This is a genomic window from Paraburkholderia sp. BL25I1N1, from assembly GCF_003002025.1.
In the GTDB taxonomy this organism is placed as follows: Bacteria; Pseudomonadota; Gammaproteobacteria; order Burkholderiales; family Burkholderiaceae; genus Paraburkholderia.
The window spans coordinates 343,543-357,009 of record NZ_PVZB01000005.1; the positions used below are offsets into that span (position 1 = coordinate 343,543).

At 62.6% G+C, this 13,467-nt stretch carries 16 protein-coding genes; 6 read left to right on the forward strand and 10 right to left on the reverse strand.

The features are described 5' to 3' along the window. The first annotated feature begins 1 nt into the window (after position 1). Positions 2-415 carry a group II truncated hemoglobin gene (locus tag B0G73_RS10280; protein WP_106280327.1) on the forward strand — a complete coding sequence of 138 codons (414 nt, stop codon included), beginning with the start codon at positions 2-4 and terminating at the stop codon, positions 413-415. After that, the gene (locus B0G73_RS10285; protein WP_106280329.1) at positions 408-1,043 is read left to right on the forward strand and encodes a DUF924 family protein; all 636 of its coding nucleotides are present in this window, start codon (positions 408-410) and stop codon (positions 1,041-1,043) included. The genes B0G73_RS10280 and B0G73_RS10285 overlap by 8 nt, the downstream gene beginning before the upstream one ends. Positions 1,044-1,204: 161 nt before the next feature. Here the strand turns inward: B0G73_RS10285 and B0G73_RS10290 are convergent, their stop codons facing one another. From B0G73_RS10290 to B0G73_RS10335, 10 genes are all read right to left on the reverse strand, one after another. Further along, positions 1,205-1,951, reverse strand: a complete 747-nt coding sequence (locus B0G73_RS10290; RefSeq protein ID WP_106280330.1) for an SDR family oxidoreductase — start codon at positions 1,949-1,951, stop codon at positions 1,205-1,207. 24 nt (positions 1,952-1,975) lie between these two features. Next, positions 1,976-2,560, reverse strand: a complete 585-nt coding sequence (locus tag B0G73_RS10295) for a TIGR00730 family Rossman fold protein (RefSeq protein WP_106280332.1) — start codon at positions 2,558-2,560, stop codon at positions 1,976-1,978. Between the two features lie 2 nt (positions 2,561-2,562). Further along, entirely contained in the window at positions 2,563-3,288 is a 726-nt protein-coding gene (locus tag B0G73_RS10300) for a TetR/AcrR family transcriptional regulator (protein ID WP_106280334.1), read from the reverse strand. A gap of 202 nt (positions 3,289-3,490) precedes the next feature. Beyond that, the gene (locus B0G73_RS10305) at positions 3,491-4,138 is read right to left on the reverse strand and encodes a diacylglycerol kinase (RefSeq protein WP_106280460.1); all 648 of its coding nucleotides are present in this window, start codon (positions 4,136-4,138) and stop codon (positions 3,491-3,493) included. A 20-nt stretch (positions 4,139-4,158) separates the two neighbouring features. Beyond that, entirely contained in the window at positions 4,159-5,190 is a 1,032-nt protein-coding gene (locus B0G73_RS10310; protein WP_106280336.1) for a glycosyltransferase family 1 protein, read from the reverse strand. Positions 5,191-5,226: 36 nt separating this feature from the next. Continuing rightward, entirely contained in the window at positions 5,227-6,168 is a 942-nt protein-coding gene (locus B0G73_RS10315) for a UDP-2,3-diacylglucosamine diphosphatase (RefSeq protein ID WP_106280338.1), read from the reverse strand. Between the two features lie 333 nt (positions 6,169-6,501). Beyond that, complete coding sequence (locus B0G73_RS10320; protein ID WP_106280340.1) at positions 6,502-7,026, reverse strand: RDD family protein; 525 nt, start codon at positions 7,024-7,026, stop codon at positions 6,502-6,504. A 14-nt stretch (positions 7,027-7,040) separates the two neighbouring features. Beyond that, a complete protein-coding gene (locus B0G73_RS10325) occupies positions 7,041-7,796 on the reverse strand; it encodes a DUF3106 domain-containing protein (RefSeq protein ID WP_106280342.1) in 756 nt (251 codons plus the stop codon). A 16-nt stretch (positions 7,797-7,812) separates the two neighbouring features. Further along, complete coding sequence (locus B0G73_RS10330; RefSeq protein ID WP_106280343.1) at positions 7,813-8,241, reverse strand: DUF3619 family protein; 429 nt, start codon at positions 8,239-8,241, stop codon at positions 7,813-7,815. Then, on the reverse strand, positions 8,238-8,801 hold the full coding sequence (locus B0G73_RS10335) for an RNA polymerase sigma factor (protein WP_106280345.1): 564 nt from the start codon (positions 8,799-8,801) through the stop codon (positions 8,238-8,240). The genes B0G73_RS10330 and B0G73_RS10335 overlap by 4 nt, the downstream gene beginning before the upstream one ends. A gap of 362 nt (positions 8,802-9,163) precedes the next feature. Between B0G73_RS10335 and B0G73_RS10340 the strand changes: the two genes are divergently transcribed. The 4 genes from B0G73_RS10340 to B0G73_RS10355 all read left to right on the forward strand — a co-directional run bounded on the left by B0G73_RS10340 (position 9,164) and on the right by B0G73_RS10355 (position 13,452). Then, positions 9,164-10,927 carry an acetolactate synthase 3 catalytic subunit gene (locus B0G73_RS10340; protein WP_012432362.1) on the forward strand — a complete coding sequence of 588 codons (1,764 nt, stop codon included), beginning with the start codon at positions 9,164-9,166 and terminating at the stop codon, positions 10,925-10,927. 124 nt (positions 10,928-11,051) lie between these two features. Further along, positions 11,052-11,543, forward strand: coding sequence for an acetolactate synthase small subunit (ilvN, locus tag B0G73_RS10345; protein ID WP_012432363.1), 492 nt, complete (start codon positions 11,052-11,054; stop codon positions 11,541-11,543). 121 nt (positions 11,544-11,664) lie between these two features. After that, on the forward strand, positions 11,665-12,681 hold the full coding sequence (ilvC, locus tag B0G73_RS10350) for a ketol-acid reductoisomerase (RefSeq protein WP_074763518.1): 1,017 nt from the start codon (positions 11,665-11,667) through the stop codon (positions 12,679-12,681). A gap of 132 nt (positions 12,682-12,813) precedes the next feature. After that, the gene (locus B0G73_RS10355) at positions 12,814-13,452 is read left to right on the forward strand and encodes a phosphatidylserine decarboxylase (RefSeq protein WP_012432365.1); all 639 of its coding nucleotides are present in this window, start codon (positions 12,814-12,816) and stop codon (positions 13,450-13,452) included. Positions 13,453-13,467: the final 15 nt, after the last annotated feature.

The window sequence follows — 13,467 nt, forward strand, 5'->3', positions numbered from 1 at the left end:
TATGAGTGATTTGAACGACGAAGTGTCCGCGGCCCAGCCGACGGCCTTCGAACTGGTGGGCGGCGAAGCGCGTGTGCGCGAACTGGTCGACCGCTTTTACGACCTGATGGATCTCGAAGCGGACTTCGCCGGCATCCGCGCGCTGCATCCCGAATCGCTCGACGGTTCGCGCGACAAGTTCTTCTGGTTCCTGTGCGGCTGGTTAGGCGGACCCGATCACTACATTAGCCGCTTCGGTCATCCGCGTTTGCGCGCGCGGCATCTGCCGTTCGCGATCGCGTCGAGCGAGCGCGATCAGTGGCTCAGATGCATGGCGTGGGCGATGGAAGACGTCGGTCTCAGCGAGCCGCTGAGGGAACGGCTTCTGGGCTCGTTCTTCGAAACGGCCGACTGGATGCGCAACCGGAATGGCTAACGCGTCGGGCTCGGCATCCGGCGCGGCATCGCCGGACTACGCTGACTTGCCTCAGGAAGCGCGCGACGTCCTCGACTGCTGGTTCGGCGTACCGGGCGCGCCGGAATACGGCACCGAGCGCAAAATCTGGTTTTCACGCAATGCGGCTTTCGACGCGATGCTGCGCGAGCGCTTCGGTGCGCTGATCGACGCGGCGCGTGAATCCGCCCTCGATAGCTGGACGCAAACGCCACTCGGCGCGCTGGCGCTTGTCATCGTGCTGGATCAGTTCTCGCGCAATTGTCATCGCGGCACAGCGCGCGCGTTTGCTGCCGATCAGAAGGCATTGCTCGTCGCGCGGCAAATCGTCGCCAGCGGCGCCGACCGCGAGTTGCCCACCGTGCACCATCGCGCGTTCGCCTATCTGCCGTTCGAGCACGATGAAACGCTCGAAAGTCAGCGCGAGTCGCTGCGTCTTTTCAGGCAACTGGAAGCGGAGCCGGGTGGCAAATCGTACTACCGGTTCGCGGTGCGGCACGCGGAAATCGTCGAGCGTTTCGGGCGCTTTCCGCATCGCAATGCGACGCTCGGGCGTCCCTCGACGGCTGAGGAAATCGCCTTTCTGCGCACGCCCGGTTCATCGTTCTAGGCGCGCGGCGCCGGTACTATTCGTCGATCACCGCTCTCGCGGCCCCTGGGGTAAGCACGCAAATCACGCCAGTTCGTTCGCGTCACTCGTGAAACGCAAAGCGGGCGCTCGTGCATGCATGCGGCCGGTTATAACGGGAAAAGCGGGAAGCGGGCGGGCGCCTAGCGTCCGCCGGACACGTCGAGCAGCGCGCCCGTCACATACGAGGCGGCATCGCTCAACAACCAGACGATGGTCTCGGCCACTTCATCAGCCGTGCCGGGACGGCCCAGCGGCGTGGTCGCGCCGAGCTGCGCGGCGCGCTCGGGTTTGCCGCCGCTCGCATGAATCTCGGTGTCGATCAGGCCGGGGCGCACGGCGTTCACGCGCACGCCGCGCGGGCCGAGTTCCTTGGCGAGGCCGAGCGTCATTGTGTCGACGGCGCCTTTCGAGCCGGCGTAGTCGACGTATTCGTTCGGTGAACCGAGACGCGAAGCCGCCGACGACACGTTGACGATCACGCCGCCCGCGCCGCCGCGGTCCGTCGACATTCGCCGTGCGGCTTCGCGCGCGCAGAGATACGCGCCGAGCACGTTGACGTCGAACATGCGTTTCAGGCGCGCGACGTCCATATCGGCGAGCTGGCTGGACGGCGCGACGATGCCGGCGTTGTTGACGAGCGCGTCGATCCGGCCGAACTTCTGCTCAAGCGCGTCGAACATTGCGAGCACGTCGGCCTCATTCGCGACGTCGCCCGCAATCGTCAACGCCTGACCGCCTGCGCGCTCGACTTCGGCGGCGGTGTCCTGCGCGGCAGCGAGATTGCGCGCGTAATTCACGCCGACGGACCAGCCGCGCGCACCCAGCAAACGCGCCGTCGCGCGGCCAATGCCGCGGCTGCCGCCGGTGATCAGAACGGCTTTCGTCATCGCAACCTCGACGTTAAGGGAAAGTCAGACCGCGTCGCGCTTGATCGCCCACTTGTCGGCGACGGGCGGCTGATAGCGTTGCAGCTTGCCGATCAAGGCGACAGGATCGGCGTCGATCTGCAGAATGTCGAAATAGGTCTGGCGCATGAAGCCTTCGTCGACCGTGTGCTGAAGCATGTTGATCAACGGATCGTAGAAGCCGTCGATATTCAGCACTGCCACCGCTTTCTGGTGATAGCCGAGTTGCGCCCACGTGTAGACCTCGAACAGCTCTTCGAGCGTGCCCGCGCCGCCTGGCATCGCGACGAACGCATCGGACAGGTCGGCCATCATCTTCTTGCGATGATGCATGTCGGGCACCACATGCAATTCGGTCAGGCCGTTATGGCCGACTTCCTTGTTGACCAGCAGCTCGGGAATCACGCCGATCGCGCGGCCGCCTTCGGCCATCACCGTGTCGGCTATCACGCCCATCAGGCCGACCTTGCCGCCGCCGTACACCAGTGCAAGATCGGCTTGCACCAGCGCGCGGCCGAAGGCGCGCGCCGCTTCCGCATACAAGGGTTTGGCTCCGTTGGAAGAGCCGCAATACACGCACACCGACTTCATGCTCAAACGTCCTTCGGTTCGTTGCGGGGCGCGGCGCCTTCCTTGGGCGGCAGGTAGTCGTAAAACTCGCGCTTGGGCAGCTTGCCCGACACGAGGTCGTCGAAAATCTGCCGCGAGCGGCCGCGCAGATAAGGCGCCATCAGCGACACGATCTGCACGCTCACCTGATGCAGTTCCGCGCGAATCGCTTCCTGCTCGTTGTATTTGCGCGGATTCATCACGAACTGATACGAGAGCCAGTACATGCCGATCACGCCGACGTTGGTGGCGATCACATGAAGCTCTTCCGGCGTGACGACCATTTCGCCGTCGGCCACGAGCTGCTCGCAGAACTGGCTCGCAAAACGCACCTTGTGGCTGATGATCTGCTTGAAGTGCGTTTCGAGCGTGCGATTGCGCGCCAGCAGATCGTTCAGATCGCGATACAGGAAACGATAGCGCCACGTGAAATCGACCATGTACTGCAGATATGACCACATTTCGTCGATGGTCGCGCGGTGGTCTTCGGGGAAACGCAGACGCTTTTCGATCTCCTGCTCGAACTGGCTGAAGATGCTGTTGATGATGTCGTCTTTGTTGCGGAAGTGGTAGTACAGGTTGCCTGGACTGATTTCCATTTCCTCGGCGATCGTCGTCGTCGTGACGTTCGGCTCGCCGATTTCGTTGAACAGTTTCAGCGACAGTTCGAGAATCCGTTCGCGCGTGCGGCGGGGAGGTTTGGCTTCCATGTCGTCCGGCCCTGGTTACGCCGGGGGGCACACGGCGGCGTGCCGCTCTTCGCGTGATCCGCCCGGACGCGGTTGGTGTATCGGACGATTATAAACCGAGCGTTCTAATCTCAAACGGATAGTCAGGGTTTTCATTCCCGCGACCATTTCGCGCGTCGCTCGAACCCGCTTCCACGGCGCTAAAACAGCGTGTGGCGCGGCTTCACAGCCAGGCCTGAACCCAATGCACGACGAGCGGCCCGACGATCAATAGCCACGTCATCAGGCACATGCCCAGTGCGACCATCACGGCCGCGCTGCCGAGATCCTTCGCGCGGCGCGAAAGTTCGTGGCGTTCGAGCGAAATCCGGTCGATGGCCGCTTCCACGCTCGAATTCAGCAACTCGACGATCAACACGAGCAGCACGGAGCCGAGCAGCAACACGCGCGACACCGGCTCGACCGGCACCAGCACGCCGCAGGGAATCAGGATCGCCGCGAGCGTGAGTTCCTGACGGAACGCGCTTTCCTCGCGAATCGCGACGCGAAAGCCGGCGAGCGAATTTTTCATCGCGTGCCAGGCGCGGGTGAGGCCGCGATTGCCTTTGTAGGGATTGAAAGGCAGCGGCGCGAGCGGATCGTCGGGACTGAGCGGTTCGTTCTGCGTGTCGTGTTGTGTGCCGTTCTGTTGCGTGCCGTTCGCGATGCTCGCGCCGTTCGAACCATGCGCGTGATCTGCATGATTCGGCGTGCCTGGTTCGCTCACGTCGTCGAACGGTTCGATGCTTGCAGTATGGTTGTCGTTGTTGGCATCGACGGCACGCAGCGCGCCGTTCGACGCGCGCCCCACGGTGGATGGTCTGGTTTGCATGGACGGCTCGGCACGCCGCATCACGCGGCGGCGCTTTCCTCGCGATACGAGGCGCGCGGCAGCGGCTTCAGATGCGCGGCGAATTGCTCGGAGGCCGCCGCCCACGAGAAGCGTTCGGCCCACGCGCGCGCATGGTTGCGATCGATCTTCAAGGCTTCGAGGCAGGCTTCGCGCAGGTCTTCATGCATTGCGCCCGCGCCGCCGTCGCCGAGTACATCGATCGGACCGGTGACGGGATATGCCGCGACCGGCGTGCCGCAGGCGAGCGCTTCGAGCAGCACGAGCCCGAATGTGTCGGTGCGGCTCGGGAACACGAAGACGTCCGCCGCCGCATAGACCTTCGCCAACTCGGCCTGGGTCAGCACGCCCAGATAATTCACTTGCGGATAGCGCGACTTCAGTTCGGCGAGTGCCGGACCTTCACCGGCAACCCACTTCGAACCGGGCAGATCGAGCTTCAGAAACGCCTCGACGTTTTTCTCGACGGCCACGCGTCCCACGTACAGGAAGATCGGCCGCGCGCTGTTGAGCACCTTCGAGTCCATCTGGTGAAAGATGTCCAGGTCGACGCCGCGCGTCCACAGCACGACGTTGGTGAAACCGAATTTTTCGAGGTCGCTCTTGACGACCGGCGTGGGCGCCATCACGGCCAGTGACGGCTTGTGAAACCAGTGCAGGAACTTGTAGGTCGCGGCGAGCGGAATGCCGAAGCGCGCCTGCACATACTCCGGAAAACGTGTGTGATACGCGGTGGTGAACGGCAGCTTGTGCTGGATTGCGTAGGCGCGCGCGGCCATGCCGAGCGGACCTTCGGTGGCGATGTGCAACGCGTCGGGCGAGAAGGCGTCGATACGCTCGCGCAGTTTGCGGCGCGGCAGCAGCGAGAGGCGGATCTCCGGATACGTCGGGCAAGGGATCGTCTTGAATTCGAGCGGCGTCAGCAGATCGACGTGATGGCCGAGCGCGCTGAGTTCGCGCGTCGTGTTTTTCAGCGTGCGCACGACGCCATTGACCTGCGGTTCCCATGCGTCGGTGACGATCATGATCTTCATCGGTTTCGGCCCAATAGAGAAGTTAACAAGCAGGGACTACGCGGTTGCCCTGGCCTTTTGCACGCCCACTTCCGGGGAGCGCATCACGGTCCAGTAGATCACCTTGAGTTCGCCCTCGTACGTCTCGACGAGGGCCGACAGACTTTCGACCCAGTCGCCGTCGTTGCAATACAGGACGCCGTCGATATCGCGTATCTCGGCTTTATGAATATGCCCGCAGACCACGCCGTCGCAGCCGCGGCGGCGCGCTTCGTCGGTCATCACGCGTTCGAACGAGGAGATGAAATTCACCGCGTTCTTCACCTGATGTTTCAGGTACTGCGACAGCGACCAGTACGGAAACCCGAGCCGGCTGCGGATCCGGTTGAACCAGCGGTTGAGGATCAGGATCATGGTGTAGAGCGTGTCGCCGAGATAGGCGAGCCACTTGGCGTGCTGGATCACGCCGTCGAACAGATCGCCATGCACGATCCACAGACGCTTGCCGGCGAGCGTGGTGTGAAACGCCTCGCCGCGCACGTGGATGTCGCCGAACGCGAGGTCGCAGAACTGGCGCGCGGCTTCGTCGTGGTTGCCGGGCACGTAGATCACTTGCGTGCCTTTGCGCGCCTTGCGCAGCACCTTCTGCACGACGTCGTTGTGAGCCTGCGGCCAGTACCAGCCTTTCTTCAACTGCCAGCCGTCGATGATGTCGCCGACGAGATACAGATACTCCGACTCGTTGTGACGCAGGAAGTCGAGCAGATAGGGCGCCTGGCAGCCGCTCGAGCCGAGATGGATGTCGGACAGCCAGATGGTGCGGTAGCGATGCGGCTCGGCGTGATCGTCGTCGTGCTGGCCGGTGTGGGCGTCGAGCGGCAGTGGCGCCACGGGCAACGGCAAGCCGTGACTAGGGTTGGGTTCCGGGCGGAACGCGACGGGGTCGACGCTCGGGCCGGTCTGGCGGAACAGGGAAGTCGCGGACGTTTTGGGGTCCATGGCTCACGCGTCGAGTTGCGGTGCCCGTATTGGGCCGGGTGTGCGTGACTGTGCCGTGACAGTCATGAGAAGTTCTTATTACTGCGGGGCGGGGAGGCGGGGAGCGGGAAGAGTGATGGCCGCGCTGGGCGTAGCTCGCGCGGCGTGGTGACTGGCTATGGGGTGATGATCGAAAGATCAGCACGACCGCGACCGGCTGGGCCCATGGTGTGGTGGCGGCCCGACAGCAAGCGAATTAGCCGGCCCGTCGGCACGGCCGCGAACGGCATGATGTGCCCGGCATGACGGCGGCCGGACAGACAGGCGACATCCCGACCGGCAACCCGGCGCGGTTCAGCGCGAGACGCTGACGACCCGCGTGCCGGCGAGGCGGTCGTGCAGGAATTGGCGCTGCGGATCGAAACGGCCGGTGGCCGCCCACAGCAGGAACCAGATGCCGGCGATCATCAGCGTCTGCGGCAGCTTGAGTCCGAGCAGCGGATGCAGCGCCAGCGGCGGCAAAAACCACAGCCACGCAAGCGCGTAGCGGGCAATGGCGCGGCCGGTGGAGAGCGGCGCGCCATCGGCGGCGACCACGCGCAGACGCCAGGTTTTCATGGGTAAGGTCTGGCCGCTATGAGTCCAGAACCAGACGAAGTACAGGCCGAGCACGAGGCCGATCCACGCCGCCAGCAGGTTGTGATGGGTCAGGCCGTTGCGCTGCTGCGTCAGCGTGCTGAACAGATAGCCGGCGACGAACACTACGCCGAACAGGATCAGCGCTTCGTAGAGCAGCGCCGCCAGGCGTCGGCGGACGGTAGGTGCGTTGCCGTTGCTGCTGTCAGCGGCGATGGTTTGGCCCGCGAACGGTTCGGACACGGCGGCGCCTGGGCTCACGAGCCGTTGAAAATCGACGGCGCTTCGGCTGGCGAAACCGGCAGCGGCGTAGCAGGCACGAAGCTGCCGGCGGCGGGAATCGGCGGCACGGCGACGGGGCTCGGCAGCGAAGCCGCGGCGGCGCTGGCCGCTGTCACGTGGCTGGCGCCGTGCTCACGCGCGTTGACGAGCCGATCGATCCCCTTAATTTCAGTGCGGCCCGAGGGCGGCGCGCTGACCACGCTGGGGCGCCGCTTGCGCTCGCTGGCGGCAAGGCGTTCTTTCTGCTCTTCCGGTAACTGCTGATAGGCTTTCCACGCGTTCTGACGGGTTTCGCGCGGCAATTCCTTCGATACCTGATAGTTTTCACGCGCGACGCGCCGCTGGTCGGGCGTCATGCGGGTCCATTCAGTCATGCGGTCGTGCAGGCGTTTTTGCGCATCGGCCGACATCTTCGGGTAACGCGACGCGATCTTAATCCATTTTCGCTTGCGTTCTTCGCTGAAGGAATCCCATTGGGCCTCGAACGGCGCCAGCGCCATATGCTCGGCCGAAGTCAGCCGCGACCACGCCATCGGGCTATTGCTGCCGGGCAGGCTGGGCAATTCGACGGCGAGCGTGGGCGCGGGCGCCTTGGCGGTGACGTTGCCGCCCGCAACAGGCGCGCTAACAGGAGACGGGCTCGGATAAAAGCGCGGATAAGTCGCAGCAAACGACACCAGGGCCGCGATCGTGCATCCGAAAACAACGGCCAGGCCGCGCTTGTAACTCACCCGAAGAATCTCCCGCTCAGTGGGCGCGTGAAAGGTACGCGTTGAAACCGTGGTCGAGATAGGCATTGAGCGGCAGGTCGTCGCTTAGCATGGCGGCATCGATATCGGCGAGTTCGGCGGTGCGTTGCTGATCTTCCCAATAGGCAATGCCCACGAGGCTGATGACCAGCGCGGCCAGCGGCCACGCAAGCGCGAAGCGGCGCAGCGGCGAACGGCGGCGCTGCGGCAGTTCGACCGGCGGCATGCCGGCTGCCATGCCCGCGCCGGCGAAGGCCGGCACGAACACCGGCGCGCTCACGGTTTCGGGCTTCTTGCGGGCGAGCGCGGCACGGCGCGCCGCGGCGAGCCGATCGGCGGTGGCGGACGGAATGCCGGCAGCGTTTTCGTCGAGCGCGCGGCGCACCTGGCGGGCGAACTCGAGTTCTTTAGTTTCTAGGGAGCTCATAGCGTGATTCCTTTGGCCTTGAGCGCTTGCGCCAGCGTGTGGGTGGCCCGCGAGCAGTGCGTTTTCACACTGCCTTCGGAGCAGCCCATAGCGGCGGCAGTCTCGGCGACATCCATATCTTCCCAATAACGCATGAGAAACGCCTCCCGTTGACGTGCCGGTAACTTTTGGATCTCGTCGTCGATTAACTGCAGGACCTGTTCGCGTTCGAGCCTCTGTTCGTTGCTCTCCGAGCCCGCCGAGCCCTGCTGGGCTTCGAAGGTTTCGAGCGGGTCGAAATCTTCGTCGTCGGCGTTGCCGAGCGACGAGAACAGACTCACCCAAGTATTGCGTACTTTGGCACGACGGAAATAGTCGTGCATCGCATTCTGCAGAATACGCTGAAACAGCAGCGGAAGTTCGGCCGCCGGACGGTCGCCGTATTTTTCGGCGAGCTTGATCATCGCGTCCTGCACGATATCCAGCGAGGCGTCGTCGTCCCGCACGGCGTAGACCGTCTGCTTGAATGCGCGCCTTTCGACGCCCGCCAGAAAATCGGCGAGTTCCTTGTCTGATGCCATCCGTTGGGGGTCGGCGCAGCGAGCGTGCGCGTAATCGGTCGAAAAATGTCGTAAAACTCGCGGATGCTAACAAACTTTTGCGCTGCTGGGGCGAAACGTGATGCACCTTGCATGTCTACAACAAGATTTCGGTCGCTTCTGGTGAGCTAGCGCGATTTGACTGATGGCGGCACGGCAAGATTTGCTTGACCGCGCGGGCGTCTGCAGATATCGTCGCTGGTTCGCAACATAAGTGACTTGTCTCAATTGAGGTGTGGCCCAAGAAGCTCACCTGTCAACTGGACGCGCCGCTTGAACCCGAGCCACAAGCCCGGCAGAGAGCACCCGATCAAATTTTTGCCGAAATTTCGAAAGGTGAATTAATGAATATGCCCAGCGCGGAATTCTCCACGTCGGATACGACACCCCATCCTGAAGCTGACTCTATCGGCGCCACCGTGCTCATGAAGGCACTGGCCGACGAAGACGTCGAGTTTGTGTGGGGCTATCCCGGCGGCTCGGTACTCTACATTTACGACGAGCTGTACAAGCAGGACAAGTTCCAGCATATCCTCGTGCGCCACGAGCAGGCCGCGGTCCACGCCGCCGACGCTTACTCGCGTTCCACCGGCAAGGTCGGTGTGTGCCTCGTGACCTCCGGCCCCGGCGTGACCAATGCGGTGACCGGCATCGCCACGGCATACATGGATTCGATTCCGATGGTCGTGATCAGCGGCCAGGTGCCGACTGCCGCGATCGGTCAGGATGCGTTCCAGGAGTGCGACACGGTCGGCATCACGCGTCCTTGCGTGAAGCACAACTTCCTCGTGAAGGACGTGCGCGACCTCGCCGCCACCGTCAAGAAAGCCTTCTTCATTGCCCGTACCGGCCGTCCCGGCCCGGTGCTGATCGACATTCCGAAAGACGTGTCGAAAGCGCCTTGCCAGTACGAACCGCTCAAGACTGTTTCGCTGCGCTCGTACAACCCGGTCACGAAAGGTCACTCCGGCCAGATCCGCAAGGCCGTGTCCTTGCTGCTGTCGGCCAAGCGTCCGTATATCTACACCGGCGGCGGCATCATTCTCGCGGATGCATCGCGCGAGCTGAACCAGTTCGCCGATCTGCTCGGCTATCCCGTCACCAACACGTTGATGGGTCTGGGCGGCTACCGCGCGAGCGACAAGAAATTCCTCGGCATGCTCGGCATGCACGGCACGTACGAAGCCAACATGGCGATGCAGCACTGCGACGTGCTGATCGCGATCGGCGCGCGTTTCGACGACCGTGTGATCGGCGACCCGGCGCACTTCTCGTCGCGTCCGCGCAAGATCATCCATATCGACATCGATCCGTCCTCCATCTCCAAGCGCGTCAAGGTCGACATTCCGATCGTCGGCGACGTGAAGGAAGTGCTGAAGGAGTTGATCGAGCAGTTGCAAACGGCCGAGCATGGCCCGGACACCGCGGCGCTCGCCGACTGGTGGAAGGACATCGAAGCCTGGCGCGCGAAAGACTGCCTGAAGTTCGACCGCAAGAGCGACATCATCAAGCCGCAGTACGTGGTGGAAAAAGCGTGGGAACTGACCGACGGCAATGCCTTCGTGTGTTCCGACGTCGGCCAGCACCAGATGTGGGCGGCGCAGTTCTATCGCTTCAACAAGCCGCGCCGCTGGATCAACTCCGGTGGCCTCGGCACGATGGGCTTCGGCCTGCCGGCGGCGATGGGCGTGAAGATGGCGCACCCGGACGACGACGTGCTCTGTATCACGGGCGAAGGCTCGATCCAGATGTGTATCCAGGAGCTCTCCACCTGCAAGCAGTACGAGACTCCGGTGAAGATCATTTCGCTGAACAACCGCTATCTGGGCATGGTGCGCCAGTGGCAGCAGATCGAATACAGCAAGCGCTATTCGCATTCCTACATGGACGCGCTGCCGGATTTCGTGAAGCTCGCCGAAGCGTACGGCCACGTCGGCATGCGTATCGAACGCACGGCGGATGTCGAGCCGGCGCTCAAGGAAGCGCTGCGCCTGAAAGATCGCACGGTGTTTCTCGATTTCCAGACCGATCCGACCGAAAACGTCTGGCCGATGGTTCAGGCCGGCAAGGGCATCACCGAGATGCTCATGGGTTCGGAAGATCTATAACGACGGCGCGTTGAGTTAAACGCAGCGCCGGCTTCGTCATGCGCGCCTTCATGAAAGGCGACAAGCGGACGAAGCGGCGCGAACCGTTCGCAGACATCGACAAAACATCTGGAAGAAGCGAATCATGAGACACATCATTTCCGTCCTGCTGGAAAACGAACCGGGCGCGTTGTCACGCGTGGTGGGTCTGTTCTCGGCACGCGGCTACAACATTGAAACCTTGACGGTGGCTCCGACCGAAGACCGTTCGCTGTCGCGCATGACCATCGTCTCCATTGGCTCGGACGACGTGATCGAACAGATCACGAAGCATCTGAACCGCCTGATCGAGGTGGTGAAAGTGGTCGACCTTACCGAGGGCGCCCATATCGAGCGCGAGCTGATGTTGATCAAGGTGAGGGCGGTCGGCAAGGAACGTGAGGAGATGAAACGGATGTCGGATATTTTCCGCGGCCGCATCATCGACGTCACCGAAAAGACCTACACGATCGAACTGACGGGCGCGAGCGACAAGCTCGATGCCTTTATCGAAGGGCTCGACGCCACGGCGATTCTCGAAACGGTCCGCACGGGCGGCTCGGGGATCGGTCGCGGCGAGCGCATTCTGAAGGTGTGACGCGCGAGCGTACAACCGTCTCGATCCAGGCCGGGCCGTGCCTGCACCAACCCGGCCACGCAACACACTATTTGCAGTATTTGAATTTCACTGAATCATCGAATTTAGCCAAGGAACCGACATGAAAGTTTTCTACGACAAGGACGCTGACCTCTCCCTCATCAAGGGCAAGCAAGTCACCATCATCGGCTATGGCTCGCAAGGCCATGCGCACGCGCTGAACCTGAAGGAAAGCGGCGTGAACATCACGGTCGGTCTGCGCAAGGGCGGCGCATCGTGGAGCAAGGCTGAGAACGCGGGCCTGCAAGTCAAGGAAGTGGCGGAAGCCGTCAAGGGCGCGGACGTGGTCATGATGCTGCTGCCGGACGAGCAGATCGCCGAAGTCTATGCGAAGGAAGTGCACGCCAATGCCAAGCAAGGCGCAGCGCTGGCATTCGCACACGGCTTCAACGTTCACTACGGACAAGTGATTCCGCGTGCCGACCTCGACGTCATCATGATCGCGCCGAAGGCACCGGGCCACACGGTTCGCGGCACCTACTCGCAAGGTGGCGGCGTGCCGCACCTGATCGCTGTCGCGCAGGACAAGTCGGGCGCAGCACGTGACATCGCCTTGTCGTACGCAGCGGCGAACGGCGGCGGCCGTGCCGGCATCATCGAAACGAACTTCCGCGAAGAAACGGAAACCGACCTGTTCGGCGAGCAAGCCGTGCTGTGCGGCGGTACCGTCGACCTGATCAAGGCCGGCTTCGAAACGCTGGTGGAAGCGGGTTACGCGCCGGAAATGGCGTACTTCGAATGCCTGCACGAACTGAAGCTGATCGTCGACCTGATCTACGAAGGCGGCATCGCGAACATGAACTACTCGATCTCGAACAACGCCGAATACGGCGAGTACGTGACGGGTCCGCGTATCGTGACGGCTGAAACGAAGAAGGCGATGAAGGCTGTGCTGACCGACATTCAGACCGGCGAGTACGCGAAGAGCTTCATCATCGAAAACAAGGCTGGCGCACCGACGCTGCAATCGCGCCGCCGTCTGACGGCTGAACACCAGATCGAAACGGTCGGTGCCAAGCTGCGTTCGATGATGCCGTGGATCGCCGCGAACAAGCTGGTCGACCAGTCGAAGAACTAAGCTGCTTTTCCAACTGATGTCCGGTGCGGCGCTATGCCGTAACAGCCGGACAGATCAAAAAGCCGTCCAAGGGTGCTGAACCCTGGGCGGCTTTTGCTATCCTACGGTTTTACAAAAACACAGAAGCCATTCATGAATTACCCTCATCCGATCATCGCGCGAGAAGGCTGGCCGTTCATCGCCATCGCGGCCGTCGTTGCATTGCTGGTTCACTTCATCGCGGGGTTCGGCTTTTCATGGCTGTTCTGGCTCCTCCTGATCTTCGTCGTGCAGTTCTTCCGCGATCCGGCACGTCCTATCCCCACACAGGCGAATGCCGTGCTGTGCCCGGCCGACGGCCGTATCGTCGCGGTCGAAACCGCGCATGATCCGTATGCCAATCGCGAAGCGCTGAAGATCAGCGTGTTCATGAACGTCTTCAACGTGCACTCGCAACGCTCGCCGGTGGATGGCGCGATCTCCAAGGTCGAATATTTTCCGGGCGCGTACCTGAATGCCGCGGTGGACAAGGCTTCGACCGAAAACGAGCGCAATGCGGTGGTGATCGAAATGGCCGGCGGCCAGACGGTGACTTCGGTGCAGATCGCCGGTTTGATCGCGCGGCGCATTCTTTGCTACGTACGGGCAGGTGAGCCGCTCACCCGTGGTCAACGTTACGGATTTATCCGCTTCGGTTCGCGCGTCGACGTGTATCTGCCGGTGGGCAGCCGTCCGCGTGTGTCGATCGGCGAGAAGGTTTCGGCGTCGTCCACGATCCTCGCTGAACTATAAAGCGGCACCAAGGAG

What these genes read in the sequence shown, in the direction of transcription:
- B0G73_RS10280 (WP_106280327.1), top strand. Translation starts at nt 2, where the DNA reads ATGAGTGATTTGAACGACGAAGTGTCCGCGGCCCAGCCGACGGCCTTC.
- B0G73_RS10285 (WP_106280329.1), top strand. Translation starts at nt 408, where the DNA reads ATGGCTAACGCGTCGGGCTCGGCATCCGGCGCGGCATCGCCGGACTAC.
- B0G73_RS10290 (WP_106280330.1), bottom strand. Translation starts at nt 1,951, where the DNA reads ATGACGAAAGCCGTTCTGATCACCGGCGGCAGCCGCGGCATTGGCCGC.
- B0G73_RS10295 (WP_106280332.1), bottom strand. Translation starts at nt 2,560, where the DNA reads ATGAAGTCGGTGTGCGTGTATTGCGGCTCTTCCAACGGAGCCAAACCC.
- B0G73_RS10300 (WP_106280334.1), bottom strand. Translation starts at nt 3,288, where the DNA reads ATGGAAGCCAAACCTCCCCGCCGCACGCGCGAACGGATTCTCGAACTG.
- B0G73_RS10305 (WP_106280460.1), bottom strand. Translation starts at nt 4,138, where the DNA reads ATGCAAACCAGACCATCCACCGTGGGGCGCGCGTCGAACGGCGCGCTG.
- B0G73_RS10310 (WP_106280336.1), bottom strand. Translation starts at nt 5,190, where the DNA reads ATGAAGATCATGATCGTCACCGACGCATGGGAACCGCAGGTCAATGGC.
- B0G73_RS10315 (WP_106280338.1), bottom strand. Translation starts at nt 6,168, where the DNA reads ATGGACCCCAAAACGTCCGCGACTTCCCTGTTCCGCCAGACCGGCCCG.
- B0G73_RS10330 (WP_106280343.1), bottom strand. Translation starts at nt 8,241, where the DNA reads ATGAGCTCCCTAGAAACTAAAGAACTCGAGTTCGCCCGCCAGGTGCGC.
- B0G73_RS10335 (WP_106280345.1), bottom strand. Translation starts at nt 8,801, where the DNA reads ATGGCATCAGACAAGGAACTCGCCGATTTTCTGGCGGGCGTCGAAAGG.
- B0G73_RS10340 (WP_012432362.1), top strand. Translation starts at nt 9,164, where the DNA reads ATGAATATGCCCAGCGCGGAATTCTCCACGTCGGATACGACACCCCAT.
- ilvN (WP_012432363.1), top strand. Translation starts at nt 11,052, where the DNA reads ATGAGACACATCATTTCCGTCCTGCTGGAAAACGAACCGGGCGCGTTG.
- ilvC (WP_074763518.1), top strand. Translation starts at nt 11,665, where the DNA reads ATGAAAGTTTTCTACGACAAGGACGCTGACCTCTCCCTCATCAAGGGC.
- B0G73_RS10355 (WP_012432365.1), top strand. Translation starts at nt 12,814, where the DNA reads ATGAATTACCCTCATCCGATCATCGCGCGAGAAGGCTGGCCGTTCATC.